At 71.8% G+C, this 21,018-nt stretch carries 19 protein-coding genes; 10 read left to right on the top strand and 9 right to left on the bottom strand.

Annotated features, from left to right (window positions below; genetic code table 11):
- Window positions 1-39: 39 nt before the first annotated feature.
- Window positions 40-567: a hypothetical protein gene (locus tag ACFYZ3_RS21735; protein ID WP_388520123.1), complete on the top strand. Its 528-nt coding sequence runs from the start codon at window positions 40-42 to the stop codon at window positions 565-567.
- 52 nt (window positions 568-619) lie between these two features.
- On the opposite strand, the gene ACFYZ3_RS21730 is transcribed toward ACFYZ3_RS21735, so the two are convergent.
- Window positions 620-1,243, bottom strand: a complete 624-nt coding sequence (locus ACFYZ3_RS21730; RefSeq protein WP_388520120.1) for a TetR/AcrR family transcriptional regulator — start codon at window positions 1,241-1,243, stop codon at window positions 620-622.
- Window positions 1,244-1,287: 44 nt separating this feature from the next.
- Between ACFYZ3_RS21730 and ACFYZ3_RS21725 the strand changes: the two genes are divergently transcribed.
- The gene (locus ACFYZ3_RS21725; protein WP_388520117.1) at window positions 1,288-1,752 is read left to right on the top strand and encodes an SRPBCC family protein; all 465 of its coding nucleotides are present in this window, start codon (window positions 1,288-1,290) and stop codon (window positions 1,750-1,752) included.
- Window positions 1,753-1,903: 151 nt separating this feature from the next.
- Window positions 1,904-3,277: a cellulase family glycosylhydrolase gene (locus ACFYZ3_RS21720; protein ID WP_388520115.1), complete on the top strand. Its 1,374-nt coding sequence runs from the start codon at window positions 1,904-1,906 to the stop codon at window positions 3,275-3,277.
- 61 nt (window positions 3,278-3,338) lie between these two features.
- On the opposite strand, the gene ACFYZ3_RS21715 is transcribed toward ACFYZ3_RS21720, so the two are convergent.
- Entirely contained in the window at window positions 3,339-3,629 is a 291-nt protein-coding gene (locus tag ACFYZ3_RS21715) for a hypothetical protein (RefSeq protein ID WP_388520112.1), read from the bottom strand.
- Between the two features lie 159 nt (window positions 3,630-3,788).
- Between ACFYZ3_RS21715 and ACFYZ3_RS21710 the strand changes: the two genes are divergently transcribed.
- Window positions 3,789-4,340 carry a snapalysin family zinc-dependent metalloprotease gene (locus ACFYZ3_RS21710; RefSeq protein ID WP_388520109.1) on the top strand — a complete coding sequence of 184 codons (552 nt, stop codon included), beginning with the start codon at window positions 3,789-3,791 and terminating at the stop codon, window positions 4,338-4,340.
- Between the two features lie 22 nt (window positions 4,341-4,362).
- On the opposite strand, the gene ACFYZ3_RS21705 is transcribed toward ACFYZ3_RS21710, so the two are convergent.
- Window positions 4,363-6,204 carry an SMI1/KNR4 family protein gene (locus ACFYZ3_RS21705; RefSeq protein ID WP_388520106.1) on the bottom strand — a complete coding sequence of 614 codons (1,842 nt, stop codon included), beginning with the start codon at window positions 6,202-6,204 and terminating at the stop codon, window positions 4,363-4,365.
- 116 nt (window positions 6,205-6,320) lie between these two features.
- Between ACFYZ3_RS21705 and ACFYZ3_RS21700 the strand changes: the two genes are divergently transcribed.
- Window positions 6,321-7,250 carry an endo-beta-N-acetylglucosaminidase H gene (locus ACFYZ3_RS21700; protein ID WP_388520103.1) on the top strand — a complete coding sequence of 310 codons (930 nt, stop codon included), beginning with the start codon at window positions 6,321-6,323 and terminating at the stop codon, window positions 7,248-7,250.
- Between the two features lie 81 nt (window positions 7,251-7,331).
- On the opposite strand, the gene ACFYZ3_RS21695 is transcribed toward ACFYZ3_RS21700, so the two are convergent.
- The gene (locus ACFYZ3_RS21695) at window positions 7,332-8,165 is read right to left on the bottom strand and encodes a PIG-L family deacetylase (protein WP_388520101.1); all 834 of its coding nucleotides are present in this window, start codon (window positions 8,163-8,165) and stop codon (window positions 7,332-7,334) included.
- Between the two features lie 243 nt (window positions 8,166-8,408).
- On the opposite strand from ACFYZ3_RS21695, the gene ACFYZ3_RS21690 reads away from it, so the two are divergent.
- The gene (locus tag ACFYZ3_RS21690; protein ID WP_388520097.1) at window positions 8,409-10,298 is read left to right on the top strand and encodes a LamG-like jellyroll fold domain-containing protein; all 1,890 of its coding nucleotides are present in this window, start codon (window positions 8,409-8,411) and stop codon (window positions 10,296-10,298) included.
- Here ACFYZ3_RS21690 and ACFYZ3_RS21685 read toward each other — a convergent pair.
- The 4 genes from ACFYZ3_RS21685 to ACFYZ3_RS21670 form a co-directional block, all read right to left on the bottom strand.
- Window positions 10,282-10,956, bottom strand: a complete 675-nt coding sequence (locus ACFYZ3_RS21685; protein ID WP_388520094.1) for a histidine phosphatase family protein — start codon at window positions 10,954-10,956, stop codon at window positions 10,282-10,284. The genes ACFYZ3_RS21690 and ACFYZ3_RS21685 overlap by 17 nt on opposite strands.
- Before the next feature lie 73 nt (window positions 10,957-11,029).
- Window positions 11,030-12,271: a D-mannonate dehydratase ManD gene (gene manD / locus ACFYZ3_RS21680; protein ID WP_388520092.1), complete on the bottom strand. Its 1,242-nt coding sequence runs from the start codon at window positions 12,269-12,271 to the stop codon at window positions 11,030-11,032.
- 53 nt (window positions 12,272-12,324) lie between these two features.
- Window positions 12,325-13,461, bottom strand: coding sequence for a PQQ-dependent sugar dehydrogenase (locus tag ACFYZ3_RS21675; protein ID WP_388520575.1), 1,137 nt, complete (start codon window positions 13,459-13,461; stop codon window positions 12,325-12,327).
- 154 nt (window positions 13,462-13,615) lie between these two features.
- Window positions 13,616-14,197, bottom strand: coding sequence for a dihydrofolate reductase family protein (locus ACFYZ3_RS21670; RefSeq protein ID WP_388520089.1), 582 nt, complete (start codon window positions 14,195-14,197; stop codon window positions 13,616-13,618).
- 269 nt (window positions 14,198-14,466) lie between these two features.
- Here ACFYZ3_RS21670 and rox point away from each other — a divergent pair, with 269 nt between their 5' ends.
- Window positions 14,467-15,945 carry a rifampin monooxygenase gene (gene rox, locus ACFYZ3_RS21665; protein WP_388520086.1) on the top strand — a complete coding sequence of 493 codons (1,479 nt, stop codon included), beginning with the start codon at window positions 14,467-14,469 and terminating at the stop codon, window positions 15,943-15,945.
- A 30-nt stretch (window positions 15,946-15,975) separates the two neighbouring features.
- On the opposite strand, the gene ACFYZ3_RS21660 is transcribed toward rox, so the two are convergent.
- Window positions 15,976-17,097 (bottom strand): FAD-dependent oxidoreductase, encoded by a 1,122-nt coding sequence (locus tag ACFYZ3_RS21660; protein ID WP_388520083.1) that lies wholly within the window; start codon window positions 17,095-17,097, stop codon window positions 15,976-15,978.
- Window positions 17,098-17,150: 53 nt separating this feature from the next.
- On the opposite strand from ACFYZ3_RS21660, the gene ACFYZ3_RS21655 reads away from it, so the two are divergent.
- The 3 genes from ACFYZ3_RS21655 (at window position 17,151) to pntB (ending at window position 20,998) form a co-directional block, all read left to right on the top strand.
- The gene (locus ACFYZ3_RS21655) at window positions 17,151-17,846 is read left to right on the top strand and encodes a TetR/AcrR family transcriptional regulator (protein ID WP_388520080.1); all 696 of its coding nucleotides are present in this window, start codon (window positions 17,151-17,153) and stop codon (window positions 17,844-17,846) included.
- Between the two features lie 123 nt (window positions 17,847-17,969).
- A complete protein-coding gene (locus tag ACFYZ3_RS21650) occupies window positions 17,970-19,544 on the top strand; it encodes a Re/Si-specific NAD(P)(+) transhydrogenase subunit alpha (protein ID WP_388520078.1) in 1,575 nt (524 codons plus the stop codon).
- Window positions 19,541-20,998, top strand: coding sequence for a Re/Si-specific NAD(P)(+) transhydrogenase subunit beta (pntB, locus tag ACFYZ3_RS21645; RefSeq protein WP_388520075.1), 1,458 nt, complete (start codon window positions 19,541-19,543; stop codon window positions 20,996-20,998). The genes ACFYZ3_RS21650 and pntB overlap by 4 nt, the downstream gene beginning before the upstream one ends.
- Window positions 20,999-21,018 lie beyond the last annotated feature (20 nt).

The following is a 21,018-nucleotide window of genomic DNA, read 5'->3' as shown; positions in this document are numbered from 1 at the left end:
TCTCGACGGATCGGGACCGGTCCTCGACACTGGTGCGCCGTGGGGGACAACACGGTATGGGTAGCGGTGTTCACCGGCGGCACGGCGATCCTGGCGAGCTGGGTCACGACCCTCGGGAACGCGCGAGCCGCACGGGTCCAGGCGGAGACGGCCGTCGAGGCCCAGCGCAGGGACCGGGTCCGCAGCAGTCGGCGCGACGCCTACCTGGACCTCATGGCGGAGGCCCACGTCACGGGTGAGTTGTACTGGCGGGTCGGGGACGCCTACGCGCAGCTCATGGACGAGGACGCCCTTGCGGCGCACATCGAGGAGATCCGGACGCGGCTGCGCGACGGCTTCGACCCGCTCATGCGCTGCGTTCGCGTCATTGTGCTGGAGGGACCCGACACCGTCGCCCGGGCCGCCCGGGCGGTGCTGGAAGCGACCTCGGAGAGCAACTCGGCCCTCGCCCGCGTCGCCGAGGGCCGTCCACGGGCGCGCGAAGGCTTCGACGCGGCGCAGGCGCGCTTCCGACACCGCTTGGACGAGTTCATCGAGGCGGCGCACACGGCCGTCGGCGACCGCTGACGGCAACCGCGCCGTACGAACAGGGGCCCGGCGGCAGCGCCGCGGGGCTTCGTCACTCGGTGCCGTAGAACAACCGGAGGAACTCCTCCATCGCCGCGTCGACGCCGGCGCGGTCACCGGTGGCGAGCAGGTCGAGGAGCAGGCCGCGGACGGTGGCGAGGCCCAGTCGGGCTCGGTTGCGGGCCTCGTCCGGCGACGCACCGGCCTCGGCCTCGGCGGTCGCGAGCGGCTCCAGCCAGTCCCTCACGAGCCCTTCGAGGAACGGGGCGGCCTCGGGCCGGCCGCGCAGCGCCTGCCCGTAGATCTCGAAGAACAGCCGCTCCTGACCGGCCAGTCCGGGATCCGTCAGCTGCCGCCACAGCAGCCGCGCGACATCGGCGGGCGAGGCGCCGGGCTCGACGCGAAGCCGCGCCAGCGACGCGCGCCGGCGTCGCTCCGACGCCCGGACGATCTCGACGAGCAGTTGTTCCTTGGAGCCGAAGTAGTGGATCAGCATGCGATGGCTGACGCCGATCGCGGAACCCAGCCGACGCAGGCTCAGATCGGCGATGCCGTGCGCCGCGACGTGGTCGACGGCCGCCTCCACCAGCTGCGCCCGTCGATCGCCCTGCGCCTTTGGGGCGGGGGCAAGGGAGCCGGGATACGACGCCGACCGCGAACCGTCCTGTGTCACCACGACCCGAGTGTACCAATCGGTACACCGGATGTACCGTGTGGTACATGAAGCCTGTAACCGTGTCGACCGCCGTGCCGCAGACGCCCGAGCAGGTCTACGACTTCCTCGACGTCATGGCGCACCACGAGCGATTCACGAATCACTTCCTCACCGACTGGCACCGCACAGGACCCGCCCGCGGGGTCGGCTCGCGCGCCGCCGTCACCGCCACGCTGGGCGGCAGGCGAACGGACGTCGACATCGAGGTCGTCGAGGCGGAGCCCCCGCGACGCATCGTGGAACGCAACATCAGCGCGGGCGGCCGGCGGGTGGCCCAGGGAACCTACGCCGTCGAACCCCTGCCCGCCGGAGGGGCAGACGTCTCGTTCACCTACTCCTGGGTACGCGCCCCGCTCGCCGACCGGCTGCTGGCCCCCGTCGTGCGACTGACCATGCGGCGTGCCAACCGCACCGTCATGCGCCGCCTGGCCGCCGAGCTGGCCCGCCACGTCCCCGGCACCGGCGACTGACGGCGCCGGGGACGCACTGCGATCCTCCGGGCGGGCGGTTCGACGGCCCGGGCCCCTGTCGCGCACCGGCGGGCGGGTGTACGGTCTCGGGCCGATGGGCTTTGGGAGCGCTCCCATCGCGTTGTGTCCGCTTCGTACGAGGAGGAACGCTGTGAAACGCTTATGGGCTCTGCTCGCGGCCGGCGCGTCGGTCGTCGGCCTCACGTCGCTGGCCGGGCCACCGGCGCAGGCGGCGACCGGCTGCAAGGCCGAGTACACGCTCACCAGTCAGTGGGAGGGCGGCTTCCAGGCCGGCGTGAAGATCACGAACCTGGGCGAACCCGTGAGTGGCTGGACGCTCGAGTTCACGATGCCGGATGCCGGGCAGCGGGTCGTCCAGGGCTGGAACGCCGCCTGGACGCAGTCCGGTTCCTCGGTCACGGCCCGCGGGGTCGACTGGAACCGCACCCTGTCCACGGGCGCATCGACCGAGCTGGGCTTCGTCGGTTCCTTCACGGGCTCCAACCCGGCACCCACATCCTTCGCTCTCAACGGTGTGACCTGCACCGGGTCCGTCACCGACCCGCCGACCGACCCACCCGCGGACGGGCCCCCGGCCGCCGTAAACGGTCAACTGCACGTCTGCGGCGTGCACCTGTGCAACCAGTACGACCGTCCGATACAGCTGCGCGGCATGAGCACGCACGGCATCCAGTGGTTCGGCCAGTGCTACGGCGACGCGTCCCTCGACGCCCTGGCGCAGGACTGGAAGTCGGACCTGCTCCGCGTCGCCATGTACGTCCAGGAGGACGGCTACGAAACCGACCCGGCGGGCTTCACCAGCCGGGTGAACGGCCTGGTCGACATGGCTGAGGCCCGCGGCATGTACGCGGTGATCGACTTCCACACCCTGACGCCGGGCGACCCGAACTACAACCTCGACCGCGCCAAGACCTTCTTCTCCTCCGTCGCCGCCCGCAACGCGGACAAGAAGAACGTGATCTACGAGATCGCCAACGAGCCCAACGGCGTGAGCTGGACGGCCGTCAAGAGCTACGCCGAGCAGGTCATCCCGGTGATCCGGGCCGCCGACCCGGACGCCGTCGTCATCGTCGGCACCCGCGGCTGGTCCTCGCTGGGCGTCTCGGACGGCTCGAACGAGAGCGAGGTGGTCAACAACCCGGTGAACGCGACCAACATCATGTACGCGTTCCACTTCTACGCCGCCAGCCACAAGGACGCCTACCGGGCGGCGGTGAGCCGAGCGGCCACCAAACTTCCCCTGTTCGTCTCGGAGTTCGGCACGGTGAGCGCCACCGGCGGTGGTGCGGTGGACCGGGCGAGCAGCATCGCCTGGCTGGACCTGCTGGACCAGTTGAAGATCAGTTACGCGAACTGGACCTACTCCGACGCGGACGAGGGCAGCGCCGCCTTCAAACCGGGCACCTGTGAGGGCAGCGACTACAGCAGCAGCGGTGTGCTGACCGAGTCCGGGGCGCTGTTGAAGAGCCGTATCAGCACCGCGGACGACTTCCCGACGAGCTGACGCGGCGAGGCAGGAGGAGCAGACGCACGACGGGGGTGGGCCGCGGTTCCGGTTCCGCGGCTCACCGACCGCCCCCGAAGTGGTCCCGGAGTTCCTCTTCGCAGTCGTCCTCGGTATCGCCCCTGACCCGCGAGAACGTCAGCACCCCGTCACCGCCCTCCCGCCTGGCCTTGGCCAGTTGCTTCTCCATGTCCGCGATGCGCTCCGCGCACACGGCGCCGACGGGCTCCTCGGGCCGGGGGGCCGGAGTCGAGGAGGCGTTCAGCACCGCGGTGGCGACGAGGCCGACCGCACCCGTCACCGCACACGCGGCAACCCGTCTGCGGCGGCTCGTGCGCAACGGCTCGGACATCCGGGCATCGTACGTGCACGGCGCCAGGCCCTGCTCGGCCTCCTTGTCACGGACGGCCGGGAGCTGCCCACGAATTGACTGATTGGCAGCGCCGTCTCCTGGGCAGGGAGCCAGTTGATGTCATGAGCACGACTCCTCTCCCCCACAAGGAGGTCGAGCATGCACGTCCGCACACTGACCGGATGTCTCGCGGCGGCGCTGATGTCGCTGCCGCTGCTGAGCGGCCAGGCCGTGGCCGCGGGCTCACCGGCCGCAGCCCGGGTTCTCACCTACGACGCGAGCGGCTCCGCGGAGTTCCGGTCCGCGGTCGACCGGGGCGCGGCCATCTGGAACGAGAGCGTCGAGGGTGCCGAGCTGCGTCCGGTGCCGGCCGGACAGCGGGCCGACATCCGGATACTGGCCGACGACGGCTGGCCGCGCGCCCTCCCCACGTCCCTGGGCAAGGGCACCGTCTGGATCGGACGTCAGGCGGTGAACGAGGGCTACAACACGGTACGCATCTCGTCCCACGAACTCGGTCACATCCTGGGGCTGCCGGACCGCAAACCCGGTCCGTGCTCCAGTCTGATGTCCGGATCGAGCGCGGGCGTCCCGTGCACCAATCCGTACCCGAACGCCGCGGAGAAGGCGGAGGTCGAGAACAACTTCTCCGGTGCGGCCGGTTCGCCGTCGGCGGTCGCGCGACCGGTGCCCGTCCTCATCGAGGACTGAGGCTCGGCGACGATCAGCACGGTCAGCACATGCGCACGCGGACTTCCAGGTAGCTCTCCCCGTCCCTCGGTGGACGGGTCCAGGAGCGGCTGGTGCAGGTGTGCAGCCTCCCGTGCACGAGCGCCTGCCGGGGCAGGTGGACGCCGAACTCCCCGCCCACCGCCGCCAGCAGCGCCCGTTCCGCATCGTCGGCGCCGTCGCCCGGGCCACCGAAGTACTGGTCCGGGCGCAGTGTCCTCGGTATCTCCCCGCTCTCCCGGATCTCCCCCTCGCCGTACGTGAAGGCGTACTGCTCGACGCCGTCCCGGGCCACCGAGAGATGGAAGAAGGGTTCTCCGTGCCGTGTTCTCAGCCCGCTCCACACCACCACCGCCCGAGTGCCCGCGCAGACGGCGGCCGCGGGGGAGACGAACCGCTGCCGGTCGAAGGGCGCGGGGTCGCCGTCGAAGGCGAAACTCCAGCCGGCGCCCGCCCGGCCGACCGCGAGGAGCGCCCGGTCCTCGTACGACGGGAACTCCCCGCGGCCGCGCGACGAGCCGTGCCGCGCCTGCCAGAAGGTCATGGGCTCGTTGAGCACGGCGCCGCCCCCGTCCGCGAGCCGCGCCGGCAACTCCTCGGGCTCGACCCCTTCGACCAGTACGAACCGGTAGCACGTGCGGCTGTTGCCCGGGTCCGGCTCGGCGAGCCATGCCAGGCCGGGCGGGTCCAGCGGCGGCGTCGGCCCGGGTGCCTCACCGGGCTGACCGCCCCTGGGCGTGGACAGCAGCTCGCGCCCCCGCTCCGCGGTCAGCAGCGGCCCGAGCAGCGTGTCCGCGATCCACCCCACCGGCGCCAGGTGGTCAGGTCCCAGCGGCTCCCACGAGGGCAGGGCGCTCGTCAGCTCCCGCCAGGCCGCGTCCGTGTCCCCCCACCGGGCCAGCTCCCGCGCCCGCTCGACCGCCTCTCCGAACGGTCCGGGCGCCGTGTACGCGTACGTGCCCTTCCGCATCCCGTCGAGCGTCGTCCGCGCCGGTCCCGTCAAGTCCGCCTCGGCGGTCAGCAGGGGCAACAGCTCGGGCGTGTACCGCGGGTCCGCGGCGAGGCCGTCGAAGTTCACCATGTAGGTCTTGCCGAGCAGACGGCGTATCTGGTCGCCGAGTCCGGCGGCTCGCGGTCTGCCGTACGCCTTGGCCTCGTCCAGGAGTCGCAGGGCTCCCTCCCAGTCGCCGCGCAGCGCCTCCAGCCGGGCCTCCTCGACGAGCGCGTCGAGCCTGCGCGTCGTGCCGTTGACGAACTCCGGCTCCCCTTCCCCCGGGCGAGCGCGCAGGCGGTGGAACTCGCGATGCATCTCCCGCATGAACGCACCGAAGTTCGCGTGCCGTTCGGGCGGTGCGGCCCGCCAGCCCGCCCAGGTGTACACGGCCCACTCACCGTCCTCGTCCACGTCCTCCGGGTCCATGAGGACGTAGGTGGCGTCGGACTCGACGTCAAGCTGCAGTCCGCGCCGCCAGATGCCCGCCGCCCGCCGCTCCTCGGGCCCGGCGTCCTCGTCCAGGTACTCCTCGAACGTGTCCGCCAGGCCCGACGCGTCGTCGTGCCAGCGCGCGTCCGCGGTGCCCGCGAGCAGCCACACGAATCCGCCCGCGTGCCGCCACCCGTCACTGACCATCAGGAAGTCCCGGTACGACGGGGGCAGGCGGCGGCCCAGGCGCGCCTCCGCCGCCGCGACCCGCGCCTCGTCGGCGGGCGGGAATCCCAGCCAACGAGACCACCGGGCGGATGTGTCGTCCGCGCTCCGCGTCTCCCCCTCAGGCAGGCAGTCCGCCCACTCCCCGCTCCACTCGGCCAGGAAGGGCCGCCAGTCGAACGCCGTCGTGTTCGTCATGGATCCAGGTTGTCATCACCCACTGACAGTGCCGTCCGGGTCGGGAAGACTCGAAGGGCTTCACTCGGCGCCGGTGAACCGGCCGGGCACCGATCACGAGAGATGGAGAACGATCGATGAAGTTCACTCCGGTACGGAGCAGGGTGCGCAGGGCCGCGCTCGCGCTCTCGGCCGTCGCGGCCCTCGCCTTCGGCACGGCCGCGACGACCACCACGACCGGCGCGGCTGCGGCCCCCGCCGCCGCGAAACAGGGACCGACCTCGGTGGCCTACATCGAGGTGAACAACAACAGCATGCTCAACGCGGGCAAGTACACCCTCGCCGACGGCGGCGGCAACGTCTTCGACGTCGCCGTGATCTTCGCGGCGAACATCAACTACGACACGAGCACGAAGACGGCGTACCTGCACTTCAACGAGAACGTGCAGCGCGTCCTGGACAACGCCGCCACCCAGATACGGCCGTTGCAGCAGAAGGGCATCAAGGTCGTCCTCTCGGTACTCGGCAACCACCAGGGCGCGGGGTTCGCCAACTTCCCCTCCCAGCAGGCGGCTTCGGCGTTCGCGAAGCAACTCTCGGACACCGTCGCCGAGTACGGCCTCGACGGCATCGACTTCGACGACGAGTACGCGGAGTACGGCACCAACGGCACCGCGCAGCCCAACGACAGCTCGTTCGTCCACTTGGTGACGGCCCTGCGCGCGAACATGCCGGACAAGATCATCAGCCTGTACAACATCGGTCCGGCCGCCTCACGCCTCTCCTACGGCGGCGTCGACGTCTCCACCGACTTCGACTACGCCTGGAACCCGTACTACGGCACCTGGCAGGTCCCCGGGATCGCGCTGCCCAAGTCGAAGCTGTCACCGGCGGCCGTCGAGATCGGCCGGACCTCGCAGAGCACGTCCGCCGCCCTGGCCCGGCGCACCGTCAACGAGGGGTACGGCGTCTACCTGACGTACAACCTCGACGGCAGCGACCGCAGCGCCGACGTCTCCGCGTTCACCAGGGAGCTGTACGGCAGCGAGGCCGTCCACACGCCGTAGGGCGCCGCGCCGCGCTTCGGCCGGACAACGATGTCATGGATGGATGGATGCCCTGCGGCCCGTGGGCCGCAGGGCGGCGGGTCAGCGCAGTCCGGCGAAGAGGTCGTTCTCCGGTACGGCCGCGCCGGTGGTGTCCCGCACGCGTACGAAGGTCTCCATGCCCATCAGCTCGCCGAACCTCTCCTTGCCCATCCTGAGGAAGAAGATGTTCTCGCCCTGGCTGGCGTGGGCGGCCAGCGCGTCGAACTTCTGGCCACTGAACGCGGTGGTGTCCACCCAGGTGGTGATCTCTTCGTCGGGGAGGCCGATCTCTGCCATCGCGGCGGCCTCGGCGGGGTCCGGCTCCGGCATGTCCTCGTTGAACTCGCGCATGATCTCACCGAAGCGCCCCATCATCGAGCGGGGCGCCGTGGTCCAGTACACCTTCGGTGTCAGCGTCGTCATCTCCAGTGCCGCCATGGTGATGCGGTGGGCCTGGATGTGGTCGGGGTGGCCGTAGAAGCCGTTCTCGTCGTAGGTGACGACCACGTCGGGCCGGTAGTGCCGCATGAGTTCCGCGAGGCGGGCGGCGCCTTCCTCCACCGGGGTCCGCCAGAAGGATCCGGGGGCGTCGTTGCTCGGCCAGCCCATCATTCCGGAGTCGGCGTAGTCCAGCGTCTCCAGATCGCTGATCTTCAGGACCTCACGGCTCTCCTCGAGTTCCCGCCGGCGCATCTGGGCGACGGCCGCCGGATCGTGCCCCGGATCGCCCGGCTTCACGCCCCCGGGCCCGTCCCCGCAACCGCCGTCGGTACACGTCACGAGCACCGTGCGGATGCCCTCCGCCGCGTACCGCGCCAGGACCCCGCCCGTTCCCGTGGCCTCGTCGTCGGGGTGTGCGTGCACGGCCATGAGCGTCAAGGGTCGGTCGGTCATGAAAGAGTCCTCCTGCTGGGGTACGTCTTGCTCCGGACACGGCGGGCGCGGATGCGGCGCCGGTCCCTTGGCCGATGCAACAGCGTGTGACGGCTCCCCTGTTCCCGGCCCGCCGCCGCAGGTTACCGCCACGGGCCGTCGTCGGCCGGGCGGGCGGTGTTCAGCTCGGCGCCATCGGACGGTCGGCGCGGGTGAGCAGCATGCGGACTGATCGCAATCCGTCACCCGGCCCGTGGAGCCCAGATGAGCACAGAGGAACAGAGCAGTCAGCGCCGTCACCCGGACAGACGCGTGTTGTTGCGTGCGGCGGTGGCCGTACCCGCGGCCGGTGCCGTGGTCGCCGGTCTGGACACCGTCCCGGCCCGGGCGGCCGAGGCGGCCGGGTGGTCCGGCGGCCGCTTCGACGCCGACAGTCCGCGGTTCGCCCTGGCGGTGCTGCCCGACACCCAGTACCTGTTCGACGCCGACAGCGCCGATCCGGCCCCGCTGCGGGCGACGTTCCGCCACCTCGTCACCGAGCGGGCCGCGGCCAACATCGCGTTCATGACGCACCTCGGCGACGTCACCGAGCACGGCACCGAGGCCGAGATCGATCTCGCGGCCGACACCTTCCGCGTCCTGCACGGCCGGGTCCCGTACAGCGTGCTGGCGGGCAACCACGACATCCGTTCGTCCACGGACGACCAGCGGGGCGACTCGGCCTACCTCTCCGCCTTCGGGCCCGACCGCTACCGGTCCATGCCGACGTTCGGCGGTGCCTCGCCCGACGGCTACAACAGCTACCACGTCCTGCGGGCCGGCGGGCGGCAGTGGCTCGTCCTCGCCCTGGACTGGCGGGTCTCCGACCAGGGGCTGGCGTGGGCGCGGCAGGTGCTCGCCCGGCATCCCAGCCTGCCGGCGGTGCTGACCACGCACGACATCGCCTGGTCGGGCGACGACGGCGAGGCCCGGCTGTCCGACCACGGCCGGCGTCTGTGGGACGGCCTGATCAGGGGGAACGACCAGATCTTCCTGGCGCTGGGCGGGCACTACTGGCCCCCCGGCCGCACCGTACTGACCAACGACGCCGGGCACGACGTCCACGTCCACATCACCAACTACCAGGACCGCTACTACGGCGGCGCGGGCATGATCCGCACCTACGGCTTCGACCTGGTGCGCGGGGTCGTCGACGTGGAGACGTTCTCGCCCTGGTTCCTCGCCCGGGACCCCGCGGCGCGCTCCCCGCTGGCGGCGGAGACGCTGGAACTCACCGGTCCCGCCGACCGGTTCACGCTCGGCATCGACTTCGACGCACGGTTCGCGGGCTTCGCCCCCGTGCCCGCGCCGAAGCCCCGGCCGGCCCGGGCCGTGATGCCCCGCGGCACGCTCGCCTACTGGCGCTTCGACGGCGCCGGAACCGACGCGGCCCAGAAGCCGGGCGCGCCCCTGCCCGACGGCACCGTGGTCAGGGACCTCACCGGCCGGGGGAACGACCTGAGGGTGCGCCGGCTGCACGCCTCCGGCGCCGACGCGCTCACCTGGTCGCGGGACCACCACCGCGGTCAGCCCGCGCACGCCAGCCTGCGCTTCGACGGCGGTCAGGGCCCCGACCGGGGTGCCGTCCTCACCACCGCGGACGGAGCGGCCCTGAACAGTGAGAAGTTCCTGCGCGGGTACACCATCGAGACCTTCGTCCGGCTGCCCGAGCCGTTCGAGGGCAACCACGACTGGATGGGCATCCTCAGCTGGGAGGGCCGCAACGGCGACGCGGGCAAGACGACGGGCTGGTCCCCGCTGGAACCGACGTGCAGCCTGAACCTCTCCCCCGAGCGCTTCCTCCAGTTCGTCGTCTACCCGCACCGGCAGGACGCCGACCCCACGTCGTGGAGCCATGCCGTCCCGGTCGGGCGCTGGATGCACATCGCCGTCGTCAACGACGGCCGCCGTACGGTGATGTACGTGGACGGATCGAGGATCGCGCGCAATCCCGCGCAGCCGTCGACCGGGATCGCCACCCTCGGCAAGCCCTTCGTCCTGGGCGGCACGCAGTTCGACGAACGGTTCGGGCAGGGCTTCTACGGCTGGCTGGGCGACACCCGGATCGTCGGGCGGCCCCTGCCGGTGCGGGAGTTCCTCACTCCCCTCGGCTGAGCTGCTCCACGGTGGCGCCGGTGGGGTCGTCCGGGCCCGGCGTGAGGGGCACGGGCCCCAGGGACTCGCCCTCCCAGAGCAGCGCTCGCCATCCCTGACCGGGCGAACCGGAGAGGATGACGATTCCGGTGTTCGCCAGGGGGTGCCCCGCGGCGTGGTCGACGTCCACGTTGTCGGCCCGCGCCGCCACCCACATGCGGATGGCGGCGCCGTGGCTGACCATGGCCACTGTCTCGGCGCCGCCCTGGTGGGCCTCGGCCACGACGGCGTCGAAACGGGCCAGTGCCTCCACCCCGTTCTCGCCGCCGGGCATCCGGAGCCCCACGTCACCCGCGGACCAGGCGAACGCGGTGTGCATGTAGGTCCGTGCCGCCTCGTCGTCGCCGCGCATCTCCAGGTCGCCGGCGGTCAGCTCCCGGATCCCGGCCCGGACCCGGACCTCCAGTCCGGTCGCCGAGGCCAGGGGCGCGGCGGTCAGCTGCGTGCGCACCAGCGTCGACGCGTACAGGGCGTCGATCTTCTCCGACGCCAGGGCGTCGGGCAGCGCCGCCGCCTGTTCCTGGCCGAGGGCGGTCAGACCGGGGCCCGGCTCGGCCGTGTCCAGGAGGTGCTTGAGGTTGGACGGGGTCTGGCCGTGCCTGATGAGCAGGAGACGCATGCGACGGGGACTTTCTGCGGGACGACGGGAAACGGGGCATCTCCACTCTGCCACGCGGCGCCGGTCCCGGGCCTCACCAGTCGTGGACGGTGCCGTCGCCGAGGCGGTTCACGGGCAGGTAGGCGGGCTCGTAGGGGAAGCGGGCCGCCGCCTCGTCGTCGAGTTCGACGCCGAGCCCGGGGGCCTCGCCGGGGTGCAGGAGGCCGTCCTCGAAGCGGTAGGAGGTGCGGAACACCTCAAGGGTGTCCGGGGCGTGGCGCATGTACTCCTGGATGCCGAAGTTGTGCACGGCCAGGTCGAGGTGGAGGGCGGCCGCCATGCCCACCGGCGAGATGTCGGTCGGACCGTGCATGCCGGACTTGATGCCGTACACGGCGGCCATGTCGAGCAGTTTGCGTACGGCGGTGATCCCCCCGGTGTGCGTCACCGCCGAGCGGACGTAGTCGATCAGCCGTTCCTGGAGCAGGGTGGTGTAGTCGTGGACGGAGTTGAAGACCTCCCCGATGGCCAAGGGCGTGGTGGTGTGCTCCCGGATCAGGCGCAGTGCCCCCTGGTCCTCGCCCGGGGTCGCGTCCTCCAGCCAGAAGAGGTCGTAGGGTTCGAGGTCCTTGCCGAGCCGCGCCGCCTGGATGGGCGTCATGCGGTGGTGGCCGTCGTGCAGCAGGGGGAGTTCGGGGCCGAAGGTGTGCCGTACGGCTTCGAAGACCGTGGGCATGTGGCGCAGGTAGGCGCGGGTGTCCCAGGTCTCCTCGGTGGGGCGCGGGTGCGCGGCGCCGGTACGGCGGGCGGGTTCGTAGTCGTAGCGGTCCCCGTCGCCGGCGGCCGAGGCGGCGACGCCGTACACGGAGTCCAGACCGGGGATGCCGCTCTGGATACGGACGGCCCGGAAGCCGTCCGCCAGGTGTTCGCGCACCGAGTCGAGCAGTTCGGGTATGTCCCGGCCGGAGGCGTGGCCGTAGGCCAGGGCGCCCGTGCGGCAGGCGCCGCCGAGGAGTTGGTACACCGGCATGCCCGCAGCCTTGCCCTTGATGTCCCACAGCGCCATGTCCACGGCGGCGACGGCAGCCATGGTGACCGGGCCGCGGCGCCAGTACGCACCCCGGTAGAGGTACTGCCAGGTGTCCTCTACGGCGTGCGCGTCCCGCCCGAGCAGCAGCGGGGCCACGTGCTCGCGCAGGTAGGCCTCGACGGCCAGTTCGCGCCCGTTGAGGGTGGCGTCGCCGAGGCCGGTGAGCCCGTCCTCGGTGGTGATGCGCAGGGTGACGAAGTTGCGTCCCGGGCTGGTGACGACGACGTCGGCAGCGGTGATCTTCACAGGGGTCGTTCCTCCTCGGCGACGCGCGCCCGGTGGTCAGGCCCGTGCCGGGGTCACGCCGGGTCGACGCGGGAAACCGTACCTCCGATGGCGAGGACGTACAGCTCCCCGTCGCCGTCCTGGGCGAAGGAGACGACCTCGCCGCCGTTCACCCCGAGGTCGTGCTCGGCGGTCACCCGGCCGTCCTCGATCTCCAGGGAGCGCAGTGTGCCGTCGCAGTAGTCGCCGTAGACGTACTGTCCCGCGAGGCCGGGGACCGCCTCGCCGCGGTAGACGTAGCCGCCGGTGACGGAGCAGCCGAGGCCGGTGCGGTCGTACTCGTGGATCGGCGGAACGTGGTTCGCGGGCTCGGTGCCGCCGCGGAAGGGATGCGTACCCTCCATCTGCGACCAGCCGTAGTTCTCGCCGCCCGGGCTGCTCGCGGGCGCCCAGTCGATCTCCTCCCAGTCGCTCTGGCCGACGTCGCCGATGAGCAGGTCGCCCGAGCCGGCGTCGAAGGAGAACCGCCAGGGGTTGCGCAGCCCGTACGCCCAGATCTCGCCCCTGGCGTCCGGGTCGTCGGCGAAGGGGTTGTCCTCCGGGATGGCGTACGGGTCGCCGCCCTGCGGGTCGATCCGCAGCAGCTTGCCGAGCAGGGTGTCGAGCTTCTGGCCGTTGCCCTGGGGGTCGCCGCCGCCCCCTCCGTCACCGAGCCCGATGTAGAGGTGGCCGTCGGGGCCGAACGTGATGGCGCCGCCGTTGTGGTTGGACTCGGGCTGCTCCTGGGTCAGCACGGTGCGCCGGGTGTTCTCCTGGACCGTGCCGTCCTGGACGGCGAACTCGTCGACGGTGCTGGTGCCCGCAAGGTCGGTGTAGGAGACGTAGAGGTGCGCGAACCGTTCGTCGAAGGCGAGGCCGAGCAGGCCGCGTTCGCCGTCGGTGGTGGTCTCGTCGGAGATGTCGAGCACGGGTTCGCCGAGTCCGTCGTCGTCGAGGACCCGGACGGTGCCGGCGCGTTCGGCGATCCAGACCGTGTCCTGCGGGCCGGCGGCACCGGCCGTCGGGTTCTGGGCCCGGGCCACCTCGGTCAGCGCGACCTGCGCCGCGGAGCCGGGGGCGTGGGACTCGTCGGCGGACGCCGTGGCCAGGGCCAGGGATCCTACGAGACCCAGTGTTGCGAGGATCGCCGACATTCTGGTGCGCATGTTCACCATGGCCTCCCGGAGGCGGTGAGTGGGGGGAGTGCACCTGACTGCCCGGTCCGGACCTGGGGTCGCCCGGGCCGGCCGACGACCGGGGTGGGGGGCGTCGTCGGCCACCGCCGAGAATAGGGGGTCGGGCCTTTCAGGCCTAGACCAATACGCGCTACTTCTGGCCGACCCCGGGCGGTCCGTCCAGGACCGTGGGCACGTACTCCAGCAGCTGGAGCCGGCCGTCGAAGGTGCGGCTCTCGACGAGGTCGAGGGTGACGTCCGGGTACTGGTCGAAGATCCTCTCCCTGCCCGTCGCCCCGGTGATCACCGGGAAGACGACCACGCGGAAGCGGTCGACCAGACCGGCCCGGAGCAGCGAGCGGCACAGGGTGAGGCTTCCCAGGGTGCGCAGGGGCCGCGTCCCGTGCCGTTTCATGTCCCGTACGGCCGGGACCGGGTCCCCCCGGACCAGTTCCGTGTTGTCCCAGGACAGCGGGGTCCGGAGGGTCGAGGAGAACACCGCCTTGGGCATCGCGGTGATCTCCTTGAAGCCGGGGTCGTCCGGCATCTCGCGGGCGAAGCCGGACATCAGCCGGTACGTCGTGGCCCCCATGAGGCTCGTGTGCTGCTTCTCGCCGTCCCCGTCGAGCCAGGCGAGGTACTCGGGGCCCTCCATGCCCCAGAAGCCGGGCCAGCCGTCCGCGGCCGCGTATCCGTCGAGCGAGATGATGAAGTCGACCATGAGACTTGCCATCGGTCCGTTCCTCCGTGCGGTGGGTCTGCCTGGTCTGCCTACCGGATACGACCGCTGCCGGGCACGAAAGTCATCGGAGTCGCCGAAAGGGATTGGACGGTCCGAGCCCCGCACTTGTAGCCTGCACTCGACCGTGACACCGCCCGAGGAGGTGAGACCCATGAACGCTGTATCGACGTGGGTGCTCCCCCTTCCCGTCATGGCCGGCGACTGACACAGGTCTCGCCGGGAGCGCCTCGACCACAAGGCACTCCCGAAAGGCAACACCCATGAACTCTGGGCAGTTCACCGCCGAGCCGTCGTCCGAGGACACGGCCGGGCGCGACTTCGACGTGATCATCGCCGGATGCGGACCGACCGGCGCGATGCTCGCCGCCGAGCTGCGGCTGCACGATGTGCGCGTACTCGTTCTGGAGAAGGAGACCGAGCCCGCGTCGTTCGTCCGGATCGTCGCCCTGCACATGCGCAGCATCGAGCTGATGGCCATGCGCGGACTGCTGGACCGCCTCCTCCGGCACGGCAGGCAGCGCCCGGTCGGCGGAGTCTTCGCCGCCATCCCCAAGCCCGCGCCCAAGGACCTGGATTCCGAGTACGCCTATCTGCTGGGCATCCCGCAGCCGGTCGTCGTCCGGCTCCTGGAGGAACACGCGGTCGACCTGGGCGCGCGAGTCCTGCACGGGGGCGCGGTCGCCGGTTTCCAGCAGGACGGCGAGGGGGTGACCGTGGAGTTGGCCGACGGGCGACGACTGCGTTCGCGCTACCTCGTCGGCTGCGACGGCGGCCGCAGCACGGTGCGCAAACTGCTGGGCGTCCCCTTTCCCGGCGAGCCCTCGCGGAACGAGACGCTGATGGGCGAGATGGAAGTGGGGGTGCCCCCGGAGGAGGTCTCCGCCGGGGTGGCCCGAGTCCGCGAGACCCAGCAGCGGTTCTGGCTGCGGCCCTTCGGCGCGGGGGTCTACAGCGTCGTGGTCCCCGCCGCGGAAGTCGGTGACCGCGCACAACCGCCCACTCTGGAGGACTTCCGGCGGCAGTTGCGTGCCGTCGCCGGAACCGACTTCGGCGTGCACTCCCCGCGCTGGCTGTCCCGCTTCGGGGATGCCACCCGGCTGGCCGAGCGCTACCGGGTCGGGCGGGTGCTGCTGGCCGGTGACGCGGCACACATCCATCCGCCCACCGGCGGGCAGGGACTCAACCTGGGCCTTCAGGACGCGTTCAACCTCGGCTGGAAGCTGGCCGCGCGGATCCGCGGCTGGGCGCCGGACACCCTGCTGGACACCTACCAGGCGGAGCGTCGTCCGGTCGCCGAGGACGTGCTGGACAACACCCGCGCCCAGATGGAGCTGCACTCCACCGAACCGGGTGCGCGGGCCGTGCGCCGGCTGCTCACCGAACTGATGGACTTCGACGAGGTGAACCGCCGGCTCATCGAGAAGGTCACCGCGACCGGCATCCGCTACGACTTCGGTGCGGGTCCCGACCTGCTCGGCCGCCGGATGCGGGACATCGACGTCGAACAGGGCAACCTCTACGGTCTGTTGCGTCGCGGACGCGGCCTGCTGCTGGACCGCACCGGACGTCTGACCGTCGGCGGCTGGTCTGAGCGGGTCGATCGGCTCGCGGACCCCACCGCGGCGCTGGACGTACCGTGCGTCCTGCTGCGCCCGGACGGCCACGTCGCCTGGATCGGCGACGATCAGCGGGACCTGGACGAGCACCTCTCCCGCTGGTTCGGCGAGCCCGCCGGCTGACCCGGCCCCGGCGGCCGACGGGTCGGCCGCTCAACGGGACGGCTGGACCTGGTCGAAGACGGCGAGGGCCGCGGCGGGATCCGGACTCACCAGGCGTTCCAGACCGGCCGCCGTGATCCTCGCCCACCGTCCGGCCCGTGCCCACATCCGTTCCTCGAAGGCGCGGACGGCCCCGTCCGGATTTGCGGGGCCGTCGGCGAGGGCCTCGGCGAGTTCGGCGCCCTCCAGCAGCGCGAGGTTGGCGCCCGCCCCCAGGGGAGGCATCAGATGGGCGGCGTCACCCAGGAGCGTCACTCCGGGGACGTGGGTCCAGGTGTGGGACACGGGCAGGACGTGCAGGGGCCGGTGGACGAACGCGGCGCCGTGGCGGAGGAGGTCGAGGACGGGAGCGGTCCAGCCGTCGAACAGCGTCATCAGACGCGACCGCACGGCCTCCGCGTCCCCGAGGTCAAGGTGCGCGTGCCAGTCCAGTGGCGCGCGGAACTGGGCGTGCACCTTGACGTGGCCGCCGCTGCCCCGCTGGGCGACGACGGCCCGGTTCACGCCGTACACGGCCACCGAGCCGTCACCGACCAGCCGGGCGAGGTCGGGGTGCCGGGTGTCGACGTCGTCCAGTGAGGTCTCGACGGCGGTGACGCCGGTGTAGTGCGGCGTCACCGGGGAGACCGCCGGGCGAGTGCGGGACCAGGCGCCGTCCGCGCCGACCACCAGGTCGAACGCCTCCTGCCGCCCGTCCTCGAAATGGACCAGGACGCCGTCCCGGCCGCCCGGCACCACCTTCGTCACGCCCTGGCCCCACCGGACGTCGAGCGGGCCGAGCAGCAGGTCGCGGAGTTGCCCGCGGTCGATCTCCGGATTGGCCCGTTCCGCCGGGTCCGGCCGCCAGTCGCGCAGCACGGTCCCGTCCGTGTCCAGGATGCGCATGGCCTGTCCCTCGGGACGGGACAGCGCCTGGAACTCCGCCAGCAGCCCCGCCTTGTCCATGGCGAGCTGGCCCAGCCCTTCGTGCAGGTCCAGTGTGCCGCCCGGCGGGCGGGCGTCGGGGGCGGGATCGCGTTCGAGGACGGCGACGGGGCGGTCGTGGCGGTGCATGACACGGGCGAAGGCAAGTCCTGCGGGGCCGCCGCCGACCACGGCGATACGTTGTCTCATGTCGATACACTGTATTTTCGGTCTACGACGTATCGCAACAGTACGGTGTGAGCATGACTGTCTGGGACCGGCCCGAACCGCCGCATCGCCCCGTGCCGCTCGACCGCGAGCGGATCGTCGCCGCCGCGGTCGCGCTCGCCGACGAGGGCGGCCTGACGGCGGTGTCCGTGCGCAAGGTGGCCGCCCGGCTGGACGCCGGGCCGATGCGGCTGTACGGATTCATCTCCACCAAGGACGAGCTGTTCGACCTCATGGTGGACGCGGTGTACGCCGAGATCCTCCCCGAGGAACGGGCCGGTGACTGGCGGGAGGCGCTGCGCGTCCTCGCCCACCGCACCCGGCAGGCCGCGCTGCGGCACCCGTGGCTGGCCGACCTGCTCGGCGGCCGCCCGGCCCTGGGGCCGAACGGTCTCGCCGTGGCCGAGGCGACCCTGGCCGCGCTCGACGGCCTGGCCGACGTCGACACCGTCATGCGCGCCGTGGAGACGGTCGGTTCCTACTACACCGGAGCAATCCGGCGCGAGCTCGCGGACCTGCGGGCGGAGCGCACCACGGGCCTGTCCAAGGACGAGTGGCAGCGCGCCCACGGCCCGCACCTGACCCGGATGCTGGCCACGGGCCGTTTCCCGGCGCTGTCCAGGGCCGTGTACGACGGCACGCACGTGGATGCCGAGGAGTCCTTCGCGACCGGCCTGGACTGGGTCCTCGACGCCGTGGCCGCCAGACTCGGTCGACCTTCGGTGCGTTGACGTCCGTGCCCGCTCACCGGAGGTGGCGGGCGGTGCGCCGAAGAACGACGGCCGTCTCCCGGTGCCGCGTCGCCCTCCCGTGGGTACGGAACCGGTCAACAACGCCTCCACGAGAGACTGGACATGACTGGACACCAAGCCGCTCACCACCCGGCTCGGCGCGTCGGCGTCGTCGCCGAGTCCTTGCCCGGGGAGACGCGCGTCGCCGCGACGCCCTCGACGGTTCGCCTGCTCCTCGGCCTCGGTTACGAGGTCGTCGTCGAGTCGGGGGCCGGCGCGGCCTCCGGCTTCGCCGACGATGCCTACGCCGAGGCGGGAGCGAGCGTCGGCGAGGCCTGGGCCGCGGACGTCGTACTCAAGGTCAACGCGCCGACCGCCGACGAGAGCGCCGCACTGCGCGAAGGAACGACGCTGGTGGCCCTCCTGGCACCGGCGCAGCGGCCCGAGCTGCTCGAGGCGCTCGCCGAGCGGGGCGTCACGGCGCTCGCCCTGGACGCGGTGCCGCGCATATCGCGGGCGCAGTCGATGGACGTGCTCAGCTCCATGGCGAACATCGCCGGGTACCGGGCCGTGATCGAGGCGGCGCACGTCTTCGGCCGCTTCTTCACCGGGCAGGTCACCGCGGCGGGCAAGGTGCCGCCGGCGAAGGTCCTCGTCGCCGGGGCCGGAGTCGCGGGGCTCGCCGCCGTCGGGGCCGCCTCCAGCCTCGGCGCGATCGTCCGCGCCACCGATCCCAGACCGGAAGTCGCGGACCAGGTGCGGTCCCTGGGCGGCGAGTACCTCGCGGTGGACGTGGCCCAGGAGGAGAGCACCGACGGCTACGCCAAGGCCACTTCTGCCGACTACGACCGTGCCGCGGCCCGGCTCTACCACGAGCAGGCCCGTGACGTGGACGTCGTCATCACCACCGCGCTGATCCCCGGACGGCCCGCCCCGCGCCTGCTGACCGCCGCCGACGTGGCGGCGATGCGGCCCGGCAGTGTCGTCGTCGACATGGCCGCCGCCCAGGGCGGCAACGTCGAGGGGACCGTCGCGGGCCGGACCGTGGTGACCGGCAACGGTGTGACCGTCATCGGCTACACGGACCTGGCGGCCCGGCTGCCCGCCCAGGCGTCGCAGCTGTTCGGCACCAACCTGGTCAACCTGCTCCGGCTGCTCACCCCGGGCAAGGACGGCCGGATCGTCATCGACTTCGACGACGTGGTGCAGCGGACCGTGACCGTGGTCCGTGCGGGCACGGTCACCTGGCCTCCCCCGCCGGTCCCCGTGTCGGCGGCCCCGCCCGCCACCGCGCCCGCCGCTGCGTCCCCCGCCGCACCGGTGGGCGGGAAGCCGCGCCGGGCGACCCCGGCGGGGCGCTTCGGCCTGATCGGCCTCGGCATGCTGGCGACCTTCCTTCTGGTCGCCTTCGCTCCGGCCCAACTGGCGCAGAACTTCACGGTGTTCGCGCTGGCGGTGGTCATCGGCTACTACGTGATCGGCAAGGTCCATCACTCCCTGCACACCCCGCTGATGTCGGTGACCAACGCCATCTCGGGGATCGTGGTGATCGGTGCCCTGGTGCAGATCGGGCACGAGAGCACGCTCGTCACCGTGCTGTCCTTCGTGGCGATCCTGCTGACGAGCGTGAACATCTTCGGCGGCTTCGCCGTCACCCGCCGCATGCTGTCCATGTTCTCGAGAGGCGAGTCCCGATGACGTCCATGACCGCCTCCCGCGCCGCCGACCTGGTGGCGGCCCTGCTGTTCGTGCTGAGCCTCGCCGGTCTGTCCCAGCACCGGACCTCGCGCGCCGGCGTCGTCTACGGCATCGCGGGGATGGCCCTCGCCCTGGCGGCCACCGTCGTGGTCTCGGCGCGGAGCGTGTCCGCCGGACCCGTCGCGCTGATCCTGCTCGCCATGGTGATCGGCGCCGCGATCGGCCTGTGGCGGGCGCGGCGCGTGGAGATGACGCAGATGCCCGAGCTGATCGCGGTGCTGCACAGCTTCGTCGGTCTCGCCGCCGTCCTGGTCGGCTGGAACAGCTATCTGGAGGTCGAGGCGCACGGCTCCCGGGGCCGGATCGCCGCCGACCTGATCGGCATCCACCACGCCGAGGTGTTCATCGGCGTCTTCATCGGCGCGGTCACCTTCACCGGTTCCGTGGTCGCCTACCTGAAGCTGTCCGCGCGGATCAAGTCCCGGCCGCTGATGCTGCCCGGCAAGAACGCCCTCAATCTGGGCGCGCTGGCCCTGTTCGCGGTGCTGACCGTCTGGTTCACCGTCAGCCCCGGCCTGCCCCTGATGGTGGCGGTCACGGTCCTGGCGCTCGCTCTGGGCTGGCACCTGGTGGCCTCCATCGGCGGCGGCGACATGCCCGTCGTCGTCTCGATGCTCAACAGCTACTCCGGCTGGGCCGCGGCGGCGGCCGGCTTCCTGCTCGACAACAACCTGCTCATCGTCACCGGTGCACTGGTCGGATCCTCGGGTGCGTATCTGAGCTACATCATGTGCCAGGCGATGAACCGTTCCTTCCTCTCCGTCATCGCAGGCGGTTTCGGCATCGAGGCTCCGCCCGGCGGTGCCGAGGAGCAGGGCGAGCACCGTGAGGTACGGGCGCACGAGGCGGCCGAACTGCTCGCGCGGGCGCGGTCCGTGGTGATCACCCCCGGTTACGGCATGGCCGTGGCGCAGGCCCAGCACCCGGTCGCGGAGCTGACCCGGCGGCTGCGCGAGCGCGGCGTCGAGGTGCGCTTCGGCGTCCACCCCGTCGCGGGGCGGCTGCCCGGGCACATGAACGTGCTGCTGGCCGAGGCCAAGGTGCCCTACGACATCGTGCTGGAGATGGACGAGATCAACGACGACTTCGCGGACACCTCGGTCGTGCTGGTCATCGGCGCGAACGACACGGTCAATCCCTCGGCGACCGACGATCCCGCCAGTCCGATCGCGGGCATGCCCGTGCTGCGGGTCTGGGAGGCGGAACAGGTCGTCGTGTTCAAGCGCTCGATGGCCTCCGGCTACGCGGGCGTGCAGAACCCGCTCTTCTTCCGGGACAACAGCAGCATGCTCTTCGGCGACGCCAAACAGAGCGTCGAGGCGATCCTGGAGGCTCTCGGGTCCGGCACCGGACAAGGCCCCCGGGCGGCGCAGGGGGTGACGGCGGGGCGGTGACGGCGGTGCCGGGCCCGTGG

The sequence above is a fragment of the Streptomyces sp. NPDC001599 genome (genome assembly GCF_042893535.1).
Classification (GTDB): Bacteria; Actinomycetota; Actinomycetes; order Streptomycetales; family Streptomycetaceae; genus Streptomyces.
This window is presented reverse-complemented; position numbering and strand designations above follow the sequence as displayed.

Coding starts and splice junctions, on each gene's coding strand:
- ACFYZ3_RS21685 (WP_388520094.1), bottom strand. CDS start 10,956: ATGCGTCTCCTGCTCATCAGGCACGGCCAGACCCCGTCCAACCTCAAG.
- ACFYZ3_RS21690 (WP_388520097.1), top strand. CDS start 8,409: ATGAGCACAGAGGAACAGAGCAGTCAGCGCCGTCACCCGGACAGACGC.
- ACFYZ3_RS21695 (WP_388520101.1), bottom strand. CDS start 8,165: ATGACCGACCGACCCTTGACGCTCATGGCCGTGCACGCACACCCCGAC.
- ACFYZ3_RS21670 (WP_388520089.1), bottom strand. CDS start 14,197: ATGGCAAGTCTCATGGTCGACTTCATCATCTCGCTCGACGGATACGCG.
- ACFYZ3_RS21705 (WP_388520106.1), bottom strand. CDS start 6,204: ATGACGAACACGACGGCGTTCGACTGGCGGCCCTTCCTGGCCGAGTGG.
- ACFYZ3_RS21655 (WP_388520080.1), top strand. CDS start 17,151: ATGACTGTCTGGGACCGGCCCGAACCGCCGCATCGCCCCGTGCCGCTC.
- ACFYZ3_RS21710 (WP_388520109.1), top strand. CDS start 3,789: ATGCACGTCCGCACACTGACCGGATGTCTCGCGGCGGCGCTGATGTCG.
- ACFYZ3_RS21715 (WP_388520112.1), bottom strand. CDS start 3,629: ATGTCCGAGCCGTTGCGCACGAGCCGCCGCAGACGGGTTGCCGCGTGT.
- ACFYZ3_RS21725 (WP_388520117.1), top strand. CDS start 1,288: ATGAAGCCTGTAACCGTGTCGACCGCCGTGCCGCAGACGCCCGAGCAG.
- rox (WP_388520086.1), top strand. CDS start 14,467: ATGAACTCTGGGCAGTTCACCGCCGAGCCGTCGTCCGAGGACACGGCC.
- ACFYZ3_RS21700 (WP_388520103.1), top strand. CDS start 6,321: ATGAAGTTCACTCCGGTACGGAGCAGGGTGCGCAGGGCCGCGCTCGCG.
- ACFYZ3_RS21650 (WP_388520078.1), top strand. CDS start 17,970: ATGACTGGACACCAAGCCGCTCACCACCCGGCTCGGCGCGTCGGCGTC.
- ACFYZ3_RS21660 (WP_388520083.1), bottom strand. CDS start 17,097: ATGAGACAACGTATCGCCGTGGTCGGCGGCGGCCCCGCAGGACTTGCC.
- pntB (WP_388520075.1), top strand. CDS start 19,541: ATGACGTCCATGACCGCCTCCCGCGCCGCCGACCTGGTGGCGGCCCTG.